Origin of the sequence: Rhodococcus triatomae (genome assembly GCF_014217785.1) — a bacterium.
GTDB classification, from domain to species: Bacteria; Actinomycetota; Actinomycetes; order Mycobacteriales; family Mycobacteriaceae; genus Rhodococcus_F; species Rhodococcus_F triatomae.
The window spans coordinates 977579-998297 of the sequence record NZ_CP048814.1 but is presented as its reverse complement, the minus strand read 5'-3'; the positions used below and the strand labels follow the sequence as shown (position 1 = coordinate 998297).

The following is a 20719-nucleotide window of genomic DNA, read 5'->3' as shown; positions in this document are numbered from 1 at the left end:
GTTCCGACTCCATATCTCTCCCTAGGACATACCATGCCTTTCAGCGCCGAACTCGACATCCGGATCACCGATTCCTCACTCCGTGACGGGTCGCACGCCAAGCGCCACCAGTTCACCGTCGACGACGTCACCGCCATCGTCACCGCGCTCGACGCCGCGGGTGTGCCCGTGATCGAGGTGACACACGGCGACGGGCTCGGCGGCTCGTCGTTCAATTACGGATTCAGCCACACCCCCGAACAGGAACTGATCTCCGCGGCCGTCGCCGCGGCGAAGCAGGCGAAGATCGCCTTTCTGATGTTGCCCGGGCTCGGCGTCCAGTCCGACATCCGGGAGGCCGCCGACAACGGCGCGAGCATCTGCCGGATCGCGACCCACTGCACCGAGGCCGACATCTCGGTGCAGCATTTCGGTCTGGCTCGCGAACTCGGCCTCGACACAGTCGGATTCCTGATGATGTCGCACAGCCAGCCGCCCGAGGTACTCGCGCGACAGGCGCGGATCATGGCGGACGCCGGCTGCCAGTGCGTCTACATCGTCGACTCGGCCGGAGCCCTGATCATGAACGCCGTGGGCGACCGGGTGTCGGCGCTCGTCGCCGAACTCGGAGACGACGCCCAGGTGGGGTTCCACGGTCACGAGAATCTCGGCCTGGGCGTGGCCAACTCGGTCATCGCCGTGCAGGCCGGCGCGCTCCAGATCGACGGCTCCACCCGTCGTTTCGGTGCGGGCGCCGGCAACACCCCGGTCGAGGCATTCGTCGCCGTCGCCGAAAAGCTGGGAATCCGAACGGGAGTGGACACTCTGAAGATCGTCGACGCCGCCGAGGACGTGGTTCGACCGGTGATGGACGGCGAGTGCCTGCTCGACCGGATGTCACTGATGATGGGCTACGCCGGCGTCTACTCGAGTTTCCTCAAGCACGCCGACGGTCATGCACGCCGCTACGGAGTGTCCGGTGCCGAGATCCTCCGCGAGGCCGGCCGCCGGAAACTCGTCGGTGGGCAGGAGGACCAGCTCATCGAGATCGCCATCGGTCTGGCCGGTGGGGTCCCGGCCGCCGCACAGTCTGCCTAGGCGAATCCGCCGGGTACCCGATTCACCACAGGAGCGAGAAGACCATGGGCAAGGTTCTGGACAGGATCGAACAGTATGCGGACGAGCTCCGTGCGGAGGGCACCGAGGGCGACCGGTTGATGCGCCTGTCGGACACGTCTGCCAAGCGGCTGCGTGATTCCGGTGTCATCCGCATGTTCCAGCCGAAGGAGTTCGGCGGACAGGAGGCACACCCGCGAGAGTTCGCCGAAACGGTCATGCGGATCGCCTCACTCGACGGCGCGACCGGATGGGTCAGCGGCATCGTCGGCGTCCACCCGTGGGAGCTCGCCTTCTTCGATCCGCAGGCACAGCAGGACGTCTGGGGCGAGGATCCCGAGATGTGGATGGCCTCGCCCTATGCGCCGATGGGCGTCGCGCGCCCCGTCGACGGCGGCTACATCCTCAACGGCCGGTGGTCGTTCTCGTCCGGAACCGACCACTGCGGGTGGATCATGATCGGTGCCGCGCTCGGTGGCGACGACGGCAAGCCGCTGATGCCGCCGCAGGCGATGCACGTCCTGCTGCCGCGCTCCGACTACGACATCGACCAGGAGAGCTGGAACGTCGTCGGTCTGCGCGGAACCGGGAGCAAGGACCTGATCGTGAAGGACGCGTTCATTCCGACGCACCGCACGCTCTCGGCGGACAAGGTGATGGACGGCCGCGCCCCCAAGGAAGCCGGCCGGACCGAGACCCTGTACAACTTCCCGTTCTCCTGCATCTTCCCGCTGGGTATCACGTCCTCTCTGATCGGTTGTGCCGAGGGCGCTCTCGCGGCGAACATCGCGGCCCAGCGCGAGCGGGTCACCGTGTACGGCACGCCCATCAAGGACGATCCGTACGTGTTGTTCGCGATCGGCGAGGCTGCCGCCGAGATCGCCGCGTCGCGGGCCGCGATCCTCGAGACCGTGGACCGATTCTGGGACATGACGGAGAAGGGGCAGGAGGTCACCTTCGAACAGCGTGCCGTCGGCCGTCGCACCCAGACCGCCGCGGCGTGGCGCGCCGTGCGCGCCGTCGACGAGATCTTCGCGCGTTCCGGGGGCGGTGCCCTGCAGCTGAGCACGCCGTTGCAGCGGTTCTGGCGGGATGCGCACGCCGGCCTGCAGCACGCGATCCACGTGCCCGGCTCCATCTTCCACGCGTCCGCGCTGACACAGCTGGGCGGTGAGCCGCAGGGCGTGCACCGCTCGATGATCTGAGCGGACCGATGGATCCGAGAGGAGGACCGTCGACCATGACGGACATTCGAGGACTCGGCTATCTCCGAATCCGTACGCGAGACGTGGCTCGCTGGCGCGAGCTGCTCGTCGACGGGCTGGGCATGGCCGTCGGCTCGGGCCCGGAGCCGGACGGCCTGTACGCCCGTGTCGACGAGCGCCGCGCCCGTCTGGCGGTCCTGCCGGGGGACACGGACAAGGCGCTCGCGGTGGGCTGGGAGGTGCGGGATCAGTTCGCACTGGCGCGGGTGCAGGAGTCGGTGGAGAAGGCCGGAGTGTCGGTGGACGTGCTGTCCGAGGAGGAGGCACGCTATCGCGACGCGGAGCAGGTGATCGCGTTCGACGACCCGTCCGGCACCCGCGTCGAGGTGTTCTTCGGCCCGGTGCTCGACCACAGCCCGGTCGTGACACCGTTCGGGGGCCGCTTCGTCACCGGCGCGCAGGGTCTCGGACACGTCGTGTTGCCGACCCCGCAGTTCGAGGAGGCCTACCGGTTCTACACCGAGGTGCTCGGCTTCCTCCCCCGCGGTTCGATCCGGATCGGTGATCCCGATGCTCCCGGGCCCGCGCGCCGCGTCCGGTTCATGGGCGTCAACCAGCGGCACCACTCGCTCGCCCTGTGTCCCGCGCCGCCGACGGAGGCACCGGGGATGGTGCACCTGATGACGGAGGTGGATTCGCTCGACGCGGTCGGCCAGGCCCTCGATCGGCTGGGGAAGCTGGGCTTCTCGATCTCGTCGACTCTCGGACGGCACACCAACGACAAGATGGTCTCGTTCTACGTCCGCGCGCCGGGCGGCTGGGATCTCGAGTTCGGCACCGAGGGGATGCTCGTCGACGAGACCTTCTACACGGCAGAGGAAATCACCGCGGACAGCTATTGGGGCCACGACTGGTCCGATTCGGAGCCGCTGGCGGCCTTCGCCCCGCCGTCCCCCTGACGTCGGCCTCCCGGATGGGTGAAAGGACCCTTCGACCGATCAGATCGGTCGAAGGGTCCTTTCACCCGAGGGGGAGGGGGGTGTCAGCGTCTGCCGAGGAGGGCGCGCATCGACCGCGCCGCCGCGCGCACCATGGGCGCGCGGGGAAAGGCGTTGCGCTTCTGTGCGGCGTCGTAGTTGCCGCCCGCCACCCACACGGGTCCGTCCGCGAGATGCTCGAGGCCCTCACGGGCGACGTCCTCCGGTTCCGCGACGTTCATACCGGGGATGTCGAAGTTCAGGCCGGCGCGCACCATCGCCGGAGTCCTGGTCACACCGAGGACCAGTTCGACGACGTGCACGCCGTACGGATCCAGTTCGAGCCACAGGCTCTCGGCGAAGATCCGGCTGAACGCCTTGGCGCCGGAGTAGATGCTCTGATCCTCCGCGCCCATGTAGCCGGACAACGAACCGAGCAGCACGATGCCCCCGCGCCCGCGCGTCCGCATGAGAGCGCCGAAGTGGTGCGAGAGCTCGAGCTGCTTGACCACGTTGAGTTCGAGGACGTCGCGGAAGCGGTCCATGTCGCCGGTGACGAACTCGTGCCCGTAGCTGTTCGCCCCGGCATTGAAGATGAGAAGTCCGACCTCGACGTCGTCGGTGAGCGTCCGGATCCGTGCGAGTGCGTCCGGATCGAGCAGGTCCAGGGCGAGGGTGCGTACCTGTACTCCGTGGGCTCGGGCCTTCGCCGCGGTGTCCTCGAGCGGGCCCGATTTCCTGGCGACGAGCACCAGATGGATTCCGGCACGTGCCAGCTCGTCGGTGAAGGCCGCGCCGACGCCTTCCGAGCCGCCGGCGACGACGGCCCAGGGGCCGTAGATCTGTGGGTCGATCATGGAGTGATTCCGTTCGCTCAGGGGACGACGATCGGCGTGGGAACCGGCCGATCGTCGTGGACGGGTACGGCACCGGATTCCGCTGCGGCGGTGACGCTGTCGGACAGGGCGGGGCAGGCACGCCGGGGCGCACCGGGGCGGCCGTCCCGGCCCGGATCTCCGGCGCCGAGGACCTGGCATCGTGCGCGGGCAGCAGCGTTCCACTGCACCGACGTGTGCTCCCAGCTGAACTTCTCGACGCCGACCAGCGCTCCGCACTCAGTGCACTGCAGCGGCTGCATCGGCTTCGGCCTTCTTGCGCGCGAGGTTCGCCTGCATCTCCTTCTTCCACGACTCCACCGGCCGGGTGGTGTCCAGTTCGAACTCGAACCGATCGGTCATCTCCGGGGTGACGTCGGCGACGTCGACGTAGAACTGCTCGTACCACCGCCGCAGCTGGTAGACGGGGCCGTCCTCCTCGCACAGCAGCGGGTTCTCGATGCGGGTCTTGTTCTTCCAGATCTCGATGTCCTGCTCGAATCCCTTGGCGATGAAGGTGCCGAAGCCCGCGGCGGTCGCGGCGGCGGTGTCGGAGTCCAGTTGCGGCGACTTCTTGACGATGATCCCGTACTGGAGCACGAACTCGGTCGCGCTGACCGGGTAGTGACAGTTGATCAGGATGGACTCGACGTCGTAACCCTCGTAGCGGTAGGTCAGGTCGTCGACCATGAACGAGGGTCCGAAGTAGGTTGCGTCGGAACTGCTCCCGAGCATCCTCGGCTGTCCGGTGGCGTGGGGGCGCATGTCCTCGCGGGCCTCGCCCCGCATGAACTGGCTGGCGACGTGGCCTTCGAAGACGTTCTTGAAGTAGGTCGGGAACGAGTAGTGCACGTAGAAGAAGTGGGCCATGTCGACGACGTTGTCGACCACTTCGCGGCAGTTGGTGCCGACGGTCGTCCGATACCAGACCCAGTCCGTCCACTCGTCGCTCAGTGCGCCTTCGATCCTGGGAATCGTCACGTCCGCGGGAGGAGGGTTGCCCTCCGGGTCGTTCCACACGAAGAGCATTCCGTCCTGGTCGAGAGTGTGCCAGGCGCGGGTGCGGGCGAGTGGGGGGACACGGCGTGCGTAGGGAATCGCGGTACACCGGCCGTTCGCCCCCCATCGCCAGTCGTGGAAGGGACAGGCGACGGAGTCACCTTTGACCGAGCCTCTGCTCAGGTCTCCTCCCATGTGTCGGCAGTAGGCGTCGAGGACGGCCAGCTCGCCCGCCGAGTCGGCGAACACGACGAGCTTCGTGCCGAATGCCTGGAGGGAGTGCGGCTGCCCGTCCCGGAAGTCCTCGGACAGGCCGAGGCAATGCCAGCCACGAGCGAAACGAGCAGGTGCGCTGCCGGTTTCGATCTCGCGGATCGTGTCGGTTTCCGCTCTGGTCACTGGTGTCCGTCCTCTCCGTACAGGTGCGCCGTCCCCACGACGCCGGTCGGTCCGGACGCTAGGGGAGGGGTGTGGGGTCGGTACCGGGCGTCCCGCTGGGCGGGACCGGAGCCGACGCGGTTTCTCCCGGTCAGCGAGACGGTGGGACCGCGCGGCCGGGCGGCGACCTAGTGTCGGCGCAGTCGCTCCGACAGGCCGGGACACCGTGGTCCGTGCCGGGTGCGGCGAGGTGTGGGAGGTGTTGTCGGAAGTGGCCAACGAGGTACTCGCTGCGGTACGCGAACTCCTGCCGGACATCGCTGCCCGGGCCGAGTGGGTGGACGAGTCGCGTCGTCTCCCTGCCGACGTCGTCGGGCGGCTCACGGAGTCCGGTGTGTTCCGAATGCTCCAGCCGCGGCGGTACGGCGGCGCGGAGTGCGATCCGGGACTGTTCTACGAGGTGATCCGCGAGTTGTCCGGTGCCTGTGGGTCGACCGGGTGGGTGGCCTCCGTGCTCGGGGTGCATCCGTGGCATCTCGCGTTGTTTCCCGATGCCGCGCAGAAGGACGTGTGGGGCGCGGACCCCGACGCGCTGGTGTGCTCCGCGTACGCCCCGATCGGGCGGCTCGAACCGGTTGAGGGCGGATTCGAGCTGTCGGGGAAGTGGCAGTTCTCCTCCGGCTGCGACCACGCGTCGTGGGCGTTGCTCGGGGCGATGGTGATCGGTGCCGAGGGGCGACCGGTCGACTTCCTCACCGTGCTCGTGCCGCGCTCCGACTACGTCGTCAACGACGTGTGGGACGTCGTGGGGATGCGCGGCACCGGGAGCAACGAGATCGTCGTCGGTCAGGCGTACGTCCCCGAGCATCGCGTCAAACGCAACTACGAGACCACCCGTCTGGTCGGGCCCGGGCAGAAGGTGAATCGCGGCCCGCTCTACCGGCTGCCGTTCGGCACGATCTTCACCACCGCGGTCACCGTGCCGATCGTCGGGACGGTCGCCGGCTGCTTCGACCGCTACGTCGGCGCGATGCAGGAACGGGTGCGGCTGAGCCTCGGTGGCGGAAGGTTCGTGGAGGATCCGTTCGCCCAGGTCGCCGTCGCACGTGCGTCGTCGGAGATCGATGCTTCCGTGTTGCAGACGGAACGCAACGTGGCGGCACTCTGGGACCTGGCCAGGCGGGGTGAGGAACTGCCGATGGCGCTGCGGTTGCGGGCTCGCCGGGACCAGGTGCGAGCCACCGAACGTGCGCTCGAGGCGATCGACCTCCTGTTCAAGACCGCCGGCGGAGCCTCGCTGGCCCGCGGCAACCGGATCGAGCGCGCCTGGCGGGACGCGCACGCGGCCGGGGTACACGTCGCGAACGAACCCGAGCGCGCGCTCGCACTCTACGGGCGGGGCGTGTTCGGGCTCCCGGTCGAGGACACGCTGGTGTGAGCGGACGAAATCCCACCGATCCGACCCGATCCCACTGACCGGGCGTGAGCCCCGACCGGGACGGAGAGGTGACAGAATCGGCACCGTACGGCGGTGTCCCGCCACCGTCACGGGGATGAACGAGAGGGGGCCCGAGGATGCCGAGGATCGCCGAGGCGCGCGATGCGGCAGAGCCGAGCTCGGAGGAACAGCGTGCACGTCACCACCGCATGCTCGAGGCCGCCGAGGCTCTGGCCAGCGAGAAGGAGTTGGCGCGGGTACAGATGCACGAGGTGGCCAAGCGTGCCGGTGTCGCGATCGGCACCCTGTATCGGTACTTCCCGTCCAAGACGCACCTGTTCGTCGCCGTGATGGTGGACCAGATCGAGAGAATGGGCCGTGGCTTCGCTCGGGTGCCGCCGGCGGGAGACTCGCCGCAGGACGCGGTGTACGACGTCCTGGTGCGGGCGACCAGAGGGCTGTTGCGGCGACCGGCGTTGTCGACCGCGATGATCCAGTCCACCAGCACCGCCAACGCGGCGACGATTCCCGATGCGATGAAGGTGGATACGCTCTTCCGGCAGTTGCTGCTCGACGCGGCGGGTATCGACGCACCGTCGGAGGGCGATCTGACGTCGCTGCGGCTGCTCATGCAACTGTGGTTCGGCGTGATCCAGTCCTGTCTGAACGGCCGGATCTCGATACCGGATGCCGAGGCCGACATCCGTCGCGGTTGCGACCTGCTGCTGAACGGGCTCGCCGAGCACTGACGCCCTCGCGCTCGCGGGACGGGCGCACAGGCGTCTCCAAAGAAATGAAATGAATTCTAATACAGCCCCCGGAGTCGGGGATCAGGGAGATCGACATGAGCAACGTAGTGATCGTCGAGGCGGCGCGGACACCGATCGGGCGGCGCCGCGGCGCGCTCAGCGGGCTGCATCCCGCCCCACTGCTCGGCCACGTCCAGCAGGCCGTTCTCGACCGCGCCGGGGTGGCCGCCACGGATGTGGGCCAGATCGTCGGCGGCTGCGTCACCCAGGCCGGTGAACAGTCCAACAACGTGACGCGCCAGGCGTGGTTGCACGCCGGCCTGCCCTACACCACCGCTGCGACCACGATCGATTGCGCGTGCGGCTCGTCCCAGCAGGCGGTCCACATGGTGGCAGGGCTGATCGCCTCCGGGCAGATCGATGCCGGAATCGGTTGCGGCGTAGAAGCGATGAGCCGGGTGTTCCTCGGTCAGGCGGTGACCCCGGACACCGGCAGCCCCTATCCCGACGACTGGACGATCGACATGGGCGACCAGTTCACGTCCGCGCAGCGGATCGCGGAACTGCGCGGCATCACCCGTGCCGACGTCGATGCCTTCGGGCTCGAGTCGCAGCGTCGCGCCGCCCGCGCGTGGAGCCAAGGTCGGTTCGACCGGGAAGTCGTACCGTTGAAGGCCCCCGTGTTCGGGGCGGACGGCGTGCCCACCGGCGAGACCACACTCGTCTCACGGGATCAGGGGTTGCGCGAGACCACGGCGGAGGCGCTCGCCGGCCTGAAGCCCGTGATCGACGGCCATGTCCACACCGCAGGCAACTCGTCGCAGATCAGTGACGGTGCCGCCGCGGTCCTGCTGACGAGTGAGGCCCGCGCTCGCGAACTCGGTCTCCGGCCGCGGGCTCGGATCGTCGCCTCGACGATGGTCGGGGCCGACCCGTACTTCCACCTCGACGGTCCGATCGACGCCACGCGCGCCGTCCTCGAGCGGGCCGGGATGTCCTTGGCGGACATCGACCTCGTCGAGATCAACGAGGCGTTCGCCTCGGTGGTCCTGTCCTGGGCCGCCGTCCACGGTGCCGACCTGGACAAGGTCAACGTCAACGGCGGTGCCATCGCACTCGGGCATCCCGTCGGTTCCACCGGAGCGCGGCTCCTCACCACCGCCCTGCACGAACTCGAACGCACGGACCGCGGTACCGCACTGGTCACGATGTGCGCCGGCGGGGCCCTCTCGACCGCGACCGTGCTCGAGCGCATCTGACGCGTCGCTCCCTTCGACATCTCGGAATCACGAGGCAGACATGACCATTGGAATGACCGACGACGACCGCGCGCTCCGCGACTCGGTGCGCGCCTGGGCGGCCAGGCACGTGAGCGCGACGGTGCTCCGCGAGGCCGTCGAAGCCGAAGCCGAGACTCGCCCGCTGTTCTGGGAATCCCTCGCGGAACTGGGTGTTCTCGGCCTGCACCTGCCGGAGGAACACGGTGGGGCCGGGTGCGGACTCGTCGAACTCGCCGTCGTCGTCGAGGAACTCGGCCGCGCGCTGGTACCGGGGCCCTTCCTTCCCACCGTCGTCACCAGCGCCGTCCTGCAGGAGGCGGGCCGTACGGACGAGTTGGCCGCCTTCGCCGACGGCCGCGTTCTCGGGGCACTCGCACTCGAGCCGGGAACTCTCACACTGACCCGCGACGCGGGCACCGTCACGGTCTCGGGCACGTCGAGCCATGTCCTCGGCGGGCAGATCGCAGATCTGTTCCTGACCGCGGTGCAGGACGGCGATTCGCTCGCGTTCGTCACGCTGCCGCGGACGGCGATCGAGGTCACCGCGCTGTCCAGCCACGATGTGGTGCGTCGTGGTGCCGAGTTCACCGCGCCGCGGCTCGTTCTCCCCGACGATGCCGTCCTCACCCTCGATCCGCAGCGGGTCCTCGACATCGCCGCGACCCTGTTCGCGGCCGAGGCCTCGGGGATCGCCGACTGGGCCACCACCACCGCCGCCGACTACGCCCGGGTCCGTCGCCAGTTCGGCCGGGTGATCGGGCAGTACCAGGGGGTGAAACACAGGATTGCGCGGATGCTCTCGCTCGCCGAGCAGGCGCGGGCCACCGCCTGGGACGCCGCAAACGCCACGGCGGCCTCGATGGCCGAATCCTCGCTCGCTGCGGCCGTGGCCGCGTCCGTCGCCCCGGAGGCCGCCTTCCAGGTGGCCAAGGACTGTGTGCAGGTGCTCGGCGGCATCGGATACACCTGGGAACACGACGCGCATCTGTATCTGCGTCGCGCACAATCCCTGCGTCTGCTTCTCGGTTCCACGACATCGTGGCGGCGTCGCGTCGCGCGGCTCACTCTCGACGGAACGCGCCGCGTGCTCGGTGTCGACCTACCACCGGAAGCGGAGCGCCTGCGCGCGGTGATACGTGCCGAACTCGCTCCGGCGCGCGAACTCGACGGCGCCGTGCGCGCGTCCTATCTCGCCGAGAAGGGATACACCGCACCGCATCTCCCGACGCCGTGGGGCAGGGGAGCGGGACCGGTCGAACAACTCGTCATCGCCGAGGAACTTCGTGCGGCGGGCCTCGAACCGCACGACATGATCATCGGCAACTGGGTGGTACCGACCCTCGTCGAACACGGCGACGCCGCGCAGCAGGAGCGTTTCGTGCCGCCGTCGCTGCGTGGTGACCTGGTGTGGTGCCAGCTGTTCTCCGAGCCCGGCGCCGGGTCCGATCTCGCCGGCCTGTCCACCCGGGCCACCGCGGTGGACGGCGGCTGGCAACTCCGGGGACAGAAGGTGTGGACGTCCATGGCCCGGGACGCGGACTGGGGAATCTGCCTCGCCCGCACCGATCCGGATGCTCCCAGGCACAAGGGGCTGTCCTACTTCCTGGTCGACATGAAAGCCAGTGCGGGACCGGATATCCGGCCCCTGCGGGAGATGACCGGGGAGGCTCTGTTCAACGAGGTGTTCCTCGACGACGTGTTCGTTCCGGACGAACTGCTCGTCGGCGCACCGGGAGACGGCTGGAAACTCGCGCGCACCACCCTGGCCAACGAGCGGGTCTCGCTCTCGAACGACTCGTCTCTGGGATCGGGCGGGGAGGCCCTGCTGGCGCTCGCGGCCGAACGGCCCGCAGGACTCGACGACGAGCAGCTGACCGTCCTCGGCAAGGTGCTCTGTGACGCCCAGTCCGTCGGTCTGTTGGGCCTGCGCACCACATTGCGCTCGCTGGCGGGCGTCCAGCCCGGTGCGGAATCGTCGATCGCGAAACTGCTCGGGGTCGAACACATCCAGCAGGTCTGGGAGGTGGCGATGGACTGGGCCGGACCCGCCGCACTGCGCAGCGATCTGGGTCGCGAGTCCTCGACTCACATGTTCCTGAACGCGCAGTGCATGTCCATTGCCGGCGGTACCACCAACATTCAACTCAACATCATCGGCGAGCGGCTCCTCGGACTGCCGCGCGATCCCGAACCCGTGAAGGAGAACTGACGTGCCGATCGACGTAGCGGCCGCGCTGTCCGCCGCACCGACCGTCCGTGAGGCGTCCTGGACCGAGCGAGACGTGATGCTGTATCACCTCGGTGTCGGCGCCGGGGCCCGGCCGCTCGACCCCGCGGATCTGGCCTGGACGTACGAGAAGCAGTTGAAGGTACTGCCCACGTTCGCGATGGTGGCCGGCCAGGGCATCTCCGCCGGGCCGCACACTGCCGCGGCGATGGCGATGCCCGGCGTCGACGTCGACCTGCGTGCCGTCCTGCACGCCGGACAGTCGCTCACCGTGCACCGGCCGCTCCCGACCCGGGGGACGGCGACGATCACCTCACGCGTCGCCGACGTCTGGGACAAGTCCAAGGCCGCAGTGGTCGTGCTCGAACAGCACGCCGTCGACGGCTCGGGCCAACCGCTGTGGACCTCCTCGATGCAGATCTGGTCCCGCGGCGAGGGCGGGTTCGGCGGGAGGTCCGGACCTTCGGACGGAGCACCGGCGCCCGACCGGGATCCCGATGTGGTGCTGACCGCTCCCACCGCGCCCGGGCAGGCGCTGGTGTATCGGCTCAGCGGAGACATGAACCCCCTGCACGCCGACCCGGCATTCGCTGCCGCGGCCGGTTTCGAGCGGCCCATCCTGCACGGACTCGCCACTTACGGCATCGTCTGCAGGGCCGTCGTCGACGACCTGCTCGACGGCGATCCGGCCCGAGTGCGTGAGTACTCCGTGCGGTTCGCCGGTTCGCTCCACCCCGGCGAGACCGTCGAGACGTGGGTATGGCGTGACGGGGACATGCTGACGCTGCGCGCGATCTGCCCGGAGCGGGCCGGCCAACCGTTGCTCACGCACGCCACGATGGAGGTGCGGTGATGGAACTCGGAACCCACCCGACGTTCCGGGACAGCGCCGACGGCACCGTGCTCACGTCGGCCCGGGCGGGAGACCCGATCGATCGGGCGACGGACGCCGCACGCCGCGTCGTCGACGCCCTGTTGCGCACCGACCGCACCAACGCCAACCTCGAACGGGTCACCGAGGAACTGGACGGCATCGCCGAACATCTCGAGGAGCATGCACCGGCCGTGGCGGAGCGCCTGATCGACATGTGGAGCGGTGAGGGCGTCACCCGCCACGATCCGGTGACCGGTCCCGAGAACGCGATCGCCCCACCGCTCGTGCTGGAGGGGCGAGGCGACGGAACCGTGTGCGGGACCGTCACTCTCACGATGGCTTATCAGGGACCACCGGGGCATGTCCACGGTGGTGTCTCGGCCCTGCTGCTCGACCACGTCCTCGGCGTGGCGAACGCGTGGTACGGGCGGTCCGGGATGACCGCGCAGTTGAGCACTCGGTACCACCGGCCCACGCCGCTGTTCGAGCCGCTGACGATCAGCGGGAGGGTCGCGTCCGTCGACGGACGAAAGATCCACGCAGAGGGAGACATCCGCACCGCCGACGGGCAGGTGTGTGTCTCGGTGGAAGGATTGTTCATCGACAAGACGGTGCCGCGTCCGCGGTAGGGACAAGACGGTGCCGCGTCCGCGGTAGGGACAAGACGGTGCCGCGTCCGCGGTAGGGACAGGTCGCCGTCCTGCCCCCACCGCGGTGGATCAGCGGCCGGTCAGACGCTGATCTCCCGCCGCATCATCTTCCCGGTGGCATTGCGGGGCAGATGGTCCCGGGTGATACGCCAGCGCGAGGGCACCTTGAAGTAGGAGAGTCGTTCCTTCGCGAACGCCTGCAGTTCGTCCTCCGTGACGTCCGCACCCTCGCGGAGGACGACGACGGCGCACACTTCCTGGCCGAGGTCGGGGTGCGGGCTACCGATCACGGCGCACTCGGACACGGCGGGATGTTCGTCCAGACACTGCTCGATCTCGGTGGGGTAGACGTTCTCGCCCCCACGCAGGATCAGGTCGGAGCGTCGGCCGGTGAGGCGCAACCGGCCGTCCTCCACGACGCCGTAGTCGCCGGTGCGGAGCCATCGCCCCGGGGCGATGGCGGCTTCGGTGGCCGCGTCGTCGTTCCAGTAGCCGAGCATGACGAACGGGCTGCGTACGCAGACCTGACCCTCTTCGCCGTCCGGCAGCCACTCGTCGAACTCGTCGCGGATCTCGAGGCTGACGGTGATGATCGGTCGGCCGAGCGTGCCGGGGAAGTGCTCGAGCTCGGGGCCCGCGGCCACCGCGATGGCCGTGCTGCACTCGGTGAGCCCGTAGCTGTCCACCAGTGCGTCCCGAGCGAAGGTGAACCGAGCCTTCAGCCGTTCCTTGAAAGCCACGGACGACGGTGCCGACGCCAGGGCGAACGCCGTCAGGGAGGACAGGTCGTACTTGTCGACGTCCGGATGCTCGAGCAGGCGTGCCGCCATGGTGGGGACCGCACCCCAATTGGTGACCCGCTCACGCTCGATCAGCCCCAGCACGGTGTCGACGTCGAACGATCCCTCGTTGATCACCACCGCGCCCCCGGTGGCGAGGCGAGGTACCACCAGGTTGTGCAGGCTCGCGATGTGGAACAGCGGCGAGGTGAGCAGGTACCGCAACGGGCTCGGCCGAGACGGGTCGTACTCGCGGCCGGTGAACGCGGCCCCGAGGGCGTCGCTGAACCGGTGATAGTCGACCACCGCCATGAGATTGCGGTGCGAGTGCAGCGCCCCTTTCGGCCGGCCGCTGGTTCCGGACGTGTACAGAATGGTGGACGGATCGTCCTCGTCGACATCCTCCCGAGGCAGTTCGGCGCCTGCGAATTCGGTCGTCAGGCGAGCGATGTCCTCCTCGATCGTGAGGATCGGGATGTCGGTGCCCACCGCGGCGAGCGTCTGTGCGCGTTTCGCGTCGGCGACGACGATCGACGGGGTGGAGTGTCGGAGGGCATAGTCCACCTCACGCGGAACCCACCAGCCGTTGAGGCCGACCGCGATGGCTCCGAGGGCCTGGGTCGCGAAGTAGACGGACACCCATTCAGGGCTGTTGGCGGCGAGAATCGCGACGCGATCACCCTTCCGGATGCCATAGCGCTCCCGGAGTGCGGTGGCGAGCGCGGCCACCTGCGCGTGGTGCTCGGTGAACGAGATGCGCCGCGTCGTGGTGACGAGGTAGTCCCGGTCGCCCCAGCGCAACGAGTCGCGGACGAGCTCGCCGACGGCGTGGCCGCGGGTCTTCATCACCGGCATGGTGGTGCCGAGAACCTCCTCCTCGGCGATCTCGAACGGTGCGCCTGGCCCGGTCAGACGAGACATCACCTGGTCCAGGTACAGCTGCGGATCTGCGGGGGCAGTCATGGGCGGCCCTTTCGTTGTGCTCCGGATGTGGAGCCGACGTGATTTCCGGCTCAATTTCTCACGCCGTTCGACGCCGTCCGGTCCGGTTACCACTGAGCGAGACCGCTCGCCGTGGACCCCGTACCGGCGGGGCTAGCGTGGCGGCGAATCGCAGCTGGAGGACACACACATGACGATAGATCTCGACCCGCCGAAGGTGAAGATCGACCCGCTGGCACCCGCCCGGCTCGGGCCTGTCACCTTGCGTAACCGAGTGATCAAGGCGGCGACCTTCGAGGGGTTGACGCCGAAGGGGTTGGTGACGGACGAACTGATCGAGTTCCACCGTCGCCCCGCGGCAGGCGGGGTGGGAATGACGACGGTCGCGTACTGCGCCGTCGCCCCGGACGGACGGACCGCTCCCGGACAGCTCCAGTGGACCGACGAGACGCTACCCGGGATGCGGCGGCTCACCGATGCGGTACACGCCGAGGGCGCCGCCGTCTCCGCGCAGATCGGCCATGCCGGTCCGGTCGCGGCATCGAAGTACATCGGCCATCCAGCGCTCGGCCCCTCGCGACAGTTCCGGATGACGACGCAGAACTTCTCCAAGCCCGCGACCAAGGCCGACATCGCCCGCATCACCGAGGGCCACGTGCAGGCCGCGCTCCGGGCGATCGATGCGGGGTTCGACGCGGTGGAGATCCACTTCGGCCACAACTACCTCATCAGCTCCTTCCTCAGTCCCCGGGTCAACAAGCGCAAGGACGAGTACGGCGGATCGCTCGAGAACCGGGCGCGGTTCGCGTTGGAGACGGCCCGGGCAGTCCGGGACGCGGTCGGTGACAGGATCGCGATCCTGGCGAAGCTGAACATGGACGACGGCGCACCCGGCGGATTCTGGCTCGACGAGTCGATCCAGGTCGCGCAGTGGCTCGAGGCCGACGGAAGTCTCGATGCCCTCGAGCTGACCGCGGGTAGCTCGCTGCTCAATCCGATGTACCTGTTCAAGGGGGACGCCCCACTGCGCGAGTTCGCCGCGGTGATGCCGCAGCCGACCAAGCTGGGTATCCGGCTCGTCGGGAAGCACTTCCTCAAGGAGTACCCGTACCGCGACGGATATCTCCTCGAGGATGCCAAGCAATTCCGCTCTCGACTGAAGATGCCGCTGGTCCTGCTCGGTGGGATCACGAACAAGGCCGTGATGGACGAGGCCATGGCCGAGGGGTTCCAGTTCGTCGCCGTGGCCCGGGCGCTGCTGCGGGATCCGGCGATGGTGGACAAGATCCGTGCGGACGAGACCACACGGTCGCTGTGCAACCACTGCAACAAGTGCATGTGCGCGATCTACGGCGGCACCCATTGCGTGCTGAATCCTCGACCCGCCGACCCGCCGGCGCGGACCTCGTGAGCGCGGCGATCGAGCGCGAGTCCGTCGCGCAGATGCTGATGGACCGGCTCGGCGACGGGCACCCGGGACTGCGTACCCGGGAGCAGACGTGGACGTGGGACGAGGTGGTCCGGGAGAGTGCCACCCGCAGCGCTCTCGCGCGGGAGCTCCGTCGGGAGGGCCCGTTCCATGTCGGCGTGCTGCTCGAGAACACTCCCGAGTTCGTCTTCTGGCTCGGTGGTGCCGCGCTGGCCGGTGCCACGATCGTCGGCATCAATCCGACCCGGCGTGGCGTGGAACTCGAAGCCGAAGTTCGCTATGTCGATTGCCAATTGATCGTCACCGACCACGCCGGAATGCAGTTGCTGAGCGAGCTGGACCTCGGGCTCGACCGGGAACGGTTCCTGCTCGTGGACGAGCCCGGCTACCGGGATCTGCTGGGGCAGCACACCGTGGACACTCCGGCCGTCGATGCCGGGGTCGACGCGTCGTCGCTGTTCCTGCTGCTGTTCACCTCGGGCACCACCGGAACGTCGAAAGCGGTGCGCTGCAGCCAGGGGCGGCTGACGCGTCTCGCCTACGCCAACAGCCGCAAGTACGGCCACGTCCGGGAGGACGTCGACTACTGCTGTATGCCCCTCTTCCACGGCAACGCGCTCATGGCCCTGTGGGCCCCGGCGCTGGCGAACGGTGCGACCGTCTGTCTGACTCCCAAGTTCACGGCGTCCGGGTTCCTGCCGGACGTGCGATTCTTCGGTGCCACGTTCTTCACCTACGTCGGCAAGGCGTTGGCCTACCTCATGGCCACTCCCGAGCAGCCCGACGACCGGGACAACACGCTGGTCCGCGGCTTCGGGACGGAGGCATCTCCGGAGGACCGGGCGGAGTTCGTCCGCCGGTTCGGGGCCGAACTGTTCGAGGGCTACGGATCCAGCGAGGGGGCCGGCTCGGTCACGCTCGACCCGACGGCACCCGAGGGTGCTCTCGGGCGCCCGGCTTCGGAGCACATCGCGATCGTGGACCCGCAGACCTGTGCCGACAAGGACCGCGCGCGCGTCGACGAACACGGCCGCGTCCTCAACCCGGACGAGGCGATCGGGGAAATGGTCGACAAGGCCGGGGCAGGCAAGTTCGAGGGCTACTACAAGAACGAGGACGCGATCGCCGAGCGAATACGGCACGGCTGGTACTGGACCGGTGACCTCGGGTACATCGACGAGGCAGGGTTCATCTACTTCGCCGGACGCAAGGGCGACTGGATCCGGGTGGACGGCGAGAACACGTCGGCCCTGATGATCGAGCGGGTTCTCCGTCGTCACCCCGACGTCATCGCGACCGGTGTGTACGCGGTTCCCGATCCGCGCTCGGGCGATCAGGTGATGGCCGCGGTCGAGATGGAGCGGCTCGAGGAGTTCGATCCGGCGGAGTTCGCCCGATTCCTCGCCGAGCAGGACGATCTCGGAACGAAGGCGGCGCCCAGATTCGTCCGTGTGTCGACGAATCTTCCCGTCACCGGCTCGAACAAGGTACTCAAGAGGCAATTGCAGGGCGAGCGCTGGCACACCGGCGATCCGGTCTTCCGCTGGGTGGGACGAGGAGTTCCCGAGTACGTGCTGATGACCGACGCTGACAAGGAGACGCTCGACGACGAGTTCGCCGTGCACGGACGCCAGCGATTCCTGGGAGTGTGAATGAACTGCTTTCGCCTCTCCGCCACCGCGGAGAACGCGCGATGAAGCTCGGTGTGGTGATCCCCGTCGAGCACGGTCGAAGTGCCGAACCCGACTGGGTCCTCGATTTCGCCCGGGCCGCAGAGAGGCTCGGCTTCGACGAGATCTCTGCGGTGGAGCACTCCGTCGTGGTCGCGGACACCGCGAGCCGGTACCCGTACGCGCCGTCGGGAAAATCGCACCTGCCCGACGACTGCGACATCCCCGATCCTCTCGAGCTGTTGTCGTTCGTGGCCGGGGCCACCTCCCGGCTCGGCCTGGCGACCGGCGTGCTGGTGCTGCCCAACCACAATCCGGTCGTCCTGGCCAAGCGGCTGGCGACGCTGGACCGCCTGTCGGACGCGCGCACCCGCATCTGCCTCGGCCTGGGCTGGATGCGGGAGGAGATCGAGGCGTGTGGCGGGGATTTCGAGCATCGGGGCAGGAGTGCCGACGAAGCGATCCGGCTGATGCGGGCACTGTGGGCCGGTGGCGGCGAGGGAGTCGACTTCGACGGCGAGTTCTTTCGGGTCTCCACAGCGCACAGCTGGCCGAAACCCGCTTCACGGCACGGAGTTCCCCTTCACATCGGCGGCCACAGCAAGGCTGCCGCGAGGCGTGCCGGGCGCCTGGGCGACGGCTTCCAGCCGCTGGGGCTCGCCGGGGAGGAACTGGAGGCCGCGATCACCACGATGCGCGACGCAGCGCACGACGCCGGACGAGACTCCGGTGACGTCGAACTCGTGCTCGGGGCGTCCCTGCCCCGCCTCGACGAGGCGAAGCTCGACCGGGCCCGCGGTCTCGGGGCCACCCGGATGGTGCTGTCGGTGTCCCGGCATGCCCGGACCCTCGACGAGGTGATCGCCGAGATGGCCGACTGCGCGGATCGCGTGGCGGTGACCCGGTGAGCGTGGTCTTCTCGCCCGGGCCGCTGTTGGACGGGCGCCGGGCCGTCGTGACCGGTGGGGCCGCCGGTATCGGCGCCGCCGTCGCCGGAGCGTTCGCGGCGCACGGTGCCACGGTGCTGATCGTGGACGTCGCGGACGCGGCTGTCCCGGAGGGGCCGGGACACGAGTCGTGGGTCGCCGACGTCCGCGAGGGGTCGACCGCGCAGTCGATCGCGGACTGGTCTCCGGACGTGCTGGTGAACAATGTCGGTCACTTCCTGCGACCACCTGCCAGGTTCGCCGAGACCGAGACGAACCACTGGGCCGAACTCGCCGATGTCAACTTCGAGCACGTGCTACGCGTGACCCGCGCGGTGCTGCCGGGAATGGCGGGTCGCGGCGGAGGATCGATCGTCAACCTCACCACCGTCGAGGCGCACCGTGCGATCCCCGGCCACACCGTGTATTCGGCGTACAAGGCGGCGCTCGTGCAGTTCACCCGGAGCCTCGGCGTCGAGGAGGGGCCGAACGGCGTGCGGGTCAACGCGATCGCACCGGATCTCATCGAGACCGACCAGGTTCCCTATCGAGACCTGGTGGCCGATTCGGACTGGGACACCTGGCCGTTCTGGGCCCCTCTCGGCGGTCCCGGCCGCGCCGAGGACGTCGCGGGCGCCGCCCTGTACCTGGCGTCGGAGCTGTCCCGTTACGTCACCGGCACCACCGTGCACGTGGACGGTGGCAGCCATGCGGCGGGCGGCTGGTTCCGTCGCGGTGAGGGCGGCTGGACCAACCGCCCGCGTAACGCGTGACCGGAAAGGCGTGTTCATGACGACTCTCAGCCTCAACGTACCCAACTTCGGCCCCCTGCTCGGAGGTGACCGCTACGGTCGTCTGCTGAGCGTGTGCGAGGCGGCCGACGAGGCCGGCTTCGACCGGCTGCTGCTCACCGACCACGTCGTGATGGGAGCGGACACGTCCGGCTACACCTGGTCCGCGTTCCCCACCGAACCGGATGCGAACTGGCTCGAGCCGCTCACCACCCTCGCCGTCCTCGCCGGGCGGACCCGGAGGATCCGGTTGGGCACGGGCATCGTCATCGCCGCGCTCCGCGGGGGAGCGGTGCTCGCCAAGACGGCCGCGACACTCGATCTGCTGTCGAGCGGTCGGCTCGATCTCGGTGTCGGAACCGGCTGGCAGGCCAAGGAATACGAGGCGGTCGGCCTCGACTTCCGGGCGCGTGGGCGCCTGCTCGACGACACCCTGCAGGTGTGCAGGGCACTGTGGTCCGGTGCGCCGGCGTCGGTGGACACCCCGAGTGTCGCGTTCACCGGCGTCTACAGTGCGCCCAGGCCGGAGGGCGCGATCCCGATCTGGGTGTCCGGGTCGCTGTCGAAAGCCGTCGTCCGACGGACGGTGCGCTTCGGCGACGGGTGGATTCCGATCATGGGCGCCACGGACGACGACCTCGCCGCCGGTACCCGGGTCATGCGGGACGCGTTCGCCGAGGCGGGCCGCGACCCCGACGATCTCGCGGTACGAGGGCGGCTCACCGTCGCGAAGACCGGGGACGGAGCGGTGGACGGGGCGCGGACGATGGAGCACGCCGCGGCGCTGATCGAGGCGGGTGCGACGGACCTGATGGTGCCGCTGCAGGCGATCGATGCGGACCCACAGCGGGCGGTCGAGCAATTCCCGGCGCTGGTCGCGGCATTTCGGGACGAGATCGGCGCACCGGCTCGCTGACGTCGGACGAAACGGGCCCGGCTGTCCGCTCAGCTCGGTAGCCGCACCGGCACGTCCTCGGCGAAGTCGACGGCCAGCGCCCGGGACGCGAACACCCAGGAGCCGCCGGTGTCGGTGAACCGGTCGTGGTAGCGCAGGGCGATCCGGTTGTCCCGCACGCGCTCGTCGCGGGTGTAGAGGTGATGTGCCGTGCAGTAGGTCACCCCGGTGGTCCCGTCGATCACCTGCTGGAACACCTCGTGGCGGGTGGCGATCAGCGGCGACACGGCCTCGACGACCGCCTCGGCGATGGCCACCGCCCCGGAAAGGGTGGTGGGCTCGGTCGCCCCGGTCAGTGCGGGCGGGAGGGTGAACGTCGCGTCGGGCGCGAACAGCGCCGCGACCGCCGGGACGTCTCGCTCGTCGACTGCTCGTGCATAGAGGCCGGGGAGTTCGGTCCGAGTCCGCGTCATGACACCATCACACCCGCTCCGCGGAGGGAGAGCGTCGCGTGCTCCCGCTGTCCGAGACAACTCCCGT

General features: G+C 68.9%; 19 protein-coding genes. 14 read left to right on the top strand and 5 right to left on the bottom strand.

All coding sequences use genetic code 11. The features are described 5' to 3' along the window. The first annotated feature begins 33 nt into the window (after positions 1 to 33). From dmpG to bphC, 3 genes are read left to right on the top strand one after another with little or no spacing between them, the layout of a single operon-like run. Entirely contained in the window at positions 34 to 1077 is a 1044-nt protein-coding gene (gene dmpG / locus G4H71_RS04585; protein WP_072737951.1) for a 4-hydroxy-2-oxovalerate aldolase, read from the top strand. Between the two features lie 44 nt (positions 1078 to 1121). After that, positions 1122 to 2300: an acyl-CoA dehydrogenase family protein gene (locus tag G4H71_RS04580; protein ID WP_072737950.1), complete on the top strand. Its 1179-nt coding sequence runs from the start codon at positions 1122 to 1124 to the stop codon at positions 2298 to 2300. A 35-nt stretch (positions 2301 to 2335) separates the two neighbouring features. Continuing rightward, positions 2336 to 3259, top strand: a complete 924-nt coding sequence (gene bphC, locus G4H71_RS04575) for a biphenyl-2,3-diol 1,2-dioxygenase (protein ID WP_072738072.1) — start codon at positions 2336 to 2338, stop codon at positions 3257 to 3259. Between the two features lie 83 nt (positions 3260 to 3342). On the opposite strand, the gene G4H71_RS04570 is transcribed toward bphC, so the two are convergent. Genes G4H71_RS04570 through G4H71_RS04560 form a run of 3 tightly spaced genes read right to left on the bottom strand, consistent with a single transcriptional unit; the run spans position 3343 to position 5550 of the window. Then, on the bottom strand, positions 3343 to 4134 hold the full coding sequence (locus G4H71_RS04570; RefSeq protein WP_072737949.1) for an SDR family NAD(P)-dependent oxidoreductase: 792 nt from the start codon (positions 4132 to 4134) through the stop codon (positions 3343 to 3345). Between the two features lie 17 nt (positions 4135 to 4151). Beyond that, positions 4152 to 4415: a hypothetical protein gene (locus tag G4H71_RS04565; protein ID WP_072737948.1), complete on the bottom strand. Its 264-nt coding sequence runs from the start codon at positions 4413 to 4415 to the stop codon at positions 4152 to 4154. Next, positions 4393 to 5550, bottom strand: coding sequence for a 3-ketosteroid-9-alpha-monooxygenase, oxygenase component (locus G4H71_RS04560; RefSeq protein WP_072737947.1), 1158 nt, complete (start codon positions 5548 to 5550; stop codon positions 4393 to 4395). The genes G4H71_RS04565 and G4H71_RS04560 overlap by 23 nt, the downstream gene beginning before the upstream one ends. A gap of 250 nt (positions 5551 to 5800) precedes the next feature. Here G4H71_RS04560 and hsaA point away from each other — a divergent pair, with 250 nt between their 5' ends. The 6 genes from hsaA to G4H71_RS04530 all read left to right on the top strand — a co-directional run bounded on the left by hsaA (position 5801) and on the right by G4H71_RS04530 (position 12726). Beyond that, entirely contained in the window at positions 5801 to 6967 is a 1167-nt protein-coding gene (gene hsaA / locus G4H71_RS04555; protein WP_072738071.1) for a 3-hydroxy-9,10-secoandrosta-1,3,5(10)-triene-9,17-dione monooxygenase oxygenase subunit, read from the top strand. A 137-nt stretch (positions 6968 to 7104) separates the two neighbouring features. Further along, positions 7105 to 7716: a TetR/AcrR family transcriptional regulator gene (locus G4H71_RS04550; RefSeq protein ID WP_072737946.1), complete on the top strand. Its 612-nt coding sequence runs from the start codon at positions 7105 to 7107 to the stop codon at positions 7714 to 7716. Positions 7717 to 7811: 95 nt separating this feature from the next. Next, on the top strand, positions 7812 to 8975 hold the full coding sequence (locus tag G4H71_RS04545; protein ID WP_072737945.1) for a steroid 3-ketoacyl-CoA thiolase: 1164 nt from the start codon (positions 7812 to 7814) through the stop codon (positions 8973 to 8975). 40 nt (positions 8976 to 9015) lie between these two features. After that, the gene (locus G4H71_RS04540; RefSeq protein ID WP_072737944.1) at positions 9016 to 11205 is read left to right on the top strand and encodes an acyl-CoA dehydrogenase family protein; all 2190 of its coding nucleotides are present in this window, start codon (positions 9016 to 9018) and stop codon (positions 11203 to 11205) included. 1 nt (position 11206) lies between these two features. Next, on the top strand, positions 11207 to 12076 hold the full coding sequence (locus tag G4H71_RS04535; protein ID WP_072737943.1) for a MaoC/PaaZ C-terminal domain-containing protein: 870 nt from the start codon (positions 11207 to 11209) through the stop codon (positions 12074 to 12076). Then, a complete protein-coding gene (locus tag G4H71_RS04530) occupies positions 12076 to 12726 on the top strand; it encodes a PaaI family thioesterase (RefSeq protein ID WP_072737942.1) in 651 nt (216 codons plus the stop codon). The genes G4H71_RS04535 and G4H71_RS04530 overlap by 1 nt, the downstream gene beginning before the upstream one ends. 101 nt (positions 12727 to 12827) lie before the next feature. Here the strand turns inward: G4H71_RS04530 and casG are convergent, their stop codons facing one another. After that, positions 12828 to 14489, bottom strand: coding sequence for a steroid-24-oyl-CoA synthetase (gene casG, locus G4H71_RS04525; protein ID WP_072737941.1), 1662 nt, complete (start codon positions 14487 to 14489; stop codon positions 12828 to 12830). A gap of 169 nt (positions 14490 to 14658) precedes the next feature. Between casG and G4H71_RS04520 the strand changes: the two genes are divergently transcribed. From G4H71_RS04520 to G4H71_RS04500, 5 genes are read left to right on the top strand one after another with little or no spacing between them, the layout of a single operon-like run. Then, complete coding sequence (locus tag G4H71_RS04520; protein ID WP_072737940.1) at positions 14659 to 15879, top strand: NADH:flavin oxidoreductase; 1221 nt, start codon at positions 14659 to 14661, stop codon at positions 15877 to 15879. Then, complete coding sequence (gene casI, locus G4H71_RS04515) at positions 15876 to 17549, top strand: steroid-22-oyl-CoA synthetase (RefSeq protein WP_484592957.1); 1674 nt, start codon at positions 15876 to 15878, stop codon at positions 17547 to 17549. Before G4H71_RS04520 ends, casI begins: the two co-directional genes overlap by 4 nt. Positions 17550 to 17590: 41 nt before the next feature. After that, positions 17591 to 18475, top strand: coding sequence for an LLM class F420-dependent oxidoreductase (locus tag G4H71_RS04510; protein ID WP_072738069.1), 885 nt, complete (start codon positions 17591 to 17593; stop codon positions 18473 to 18475). After that, complete coding sequence (locus tag G4H71_RS04505) at positions 18472 to 19266, top strand: SDR family NAD(P)-dependent oxidoreductase (RefSeq protein ID WP_083342779.1); 795 nt, start codon at positions 18472 to 18474, stop codon at positions 19264 to 19266. The genes G4H71_RS04510 and G4H71_RS04505 overlap by 4 nt, the downstream gene beginning before the upstream one ends. 16 nt (positions 19267 to 19282) lie before the next feature. Continuing rightward, positions 19283 to 20200 (top strand): TIGR03619 family F420-dependent LLM class oxidoreductase, encoded by a 918-nt coding sequence (locus G4H71_RS04500; protein WP_072738068.1) that lies wholly within the window; start codon positions 19283 to 19285, stop codon positions 20198 to 20200. 29 nt (positions 20201 to 20229) lie between these two features. Here G4H71_RS04500 and G4H71_RS04495 read toward each other — a convergent pair whose 3' ends face one another. Continuing rightward, positions 20230 to 20652 (bottom strand): nuclear transport factor 2 family protein, encoded by a 423-nt coding sequence (locus tag G4H71_RS04495; protein WP_072737938.1) that lies wholly within the window; start codon positions 20650 to 20652, stop codon positions 20230 to 20232. Positions 20653 to 20719 lie beyond the last annotated feature (67 nt).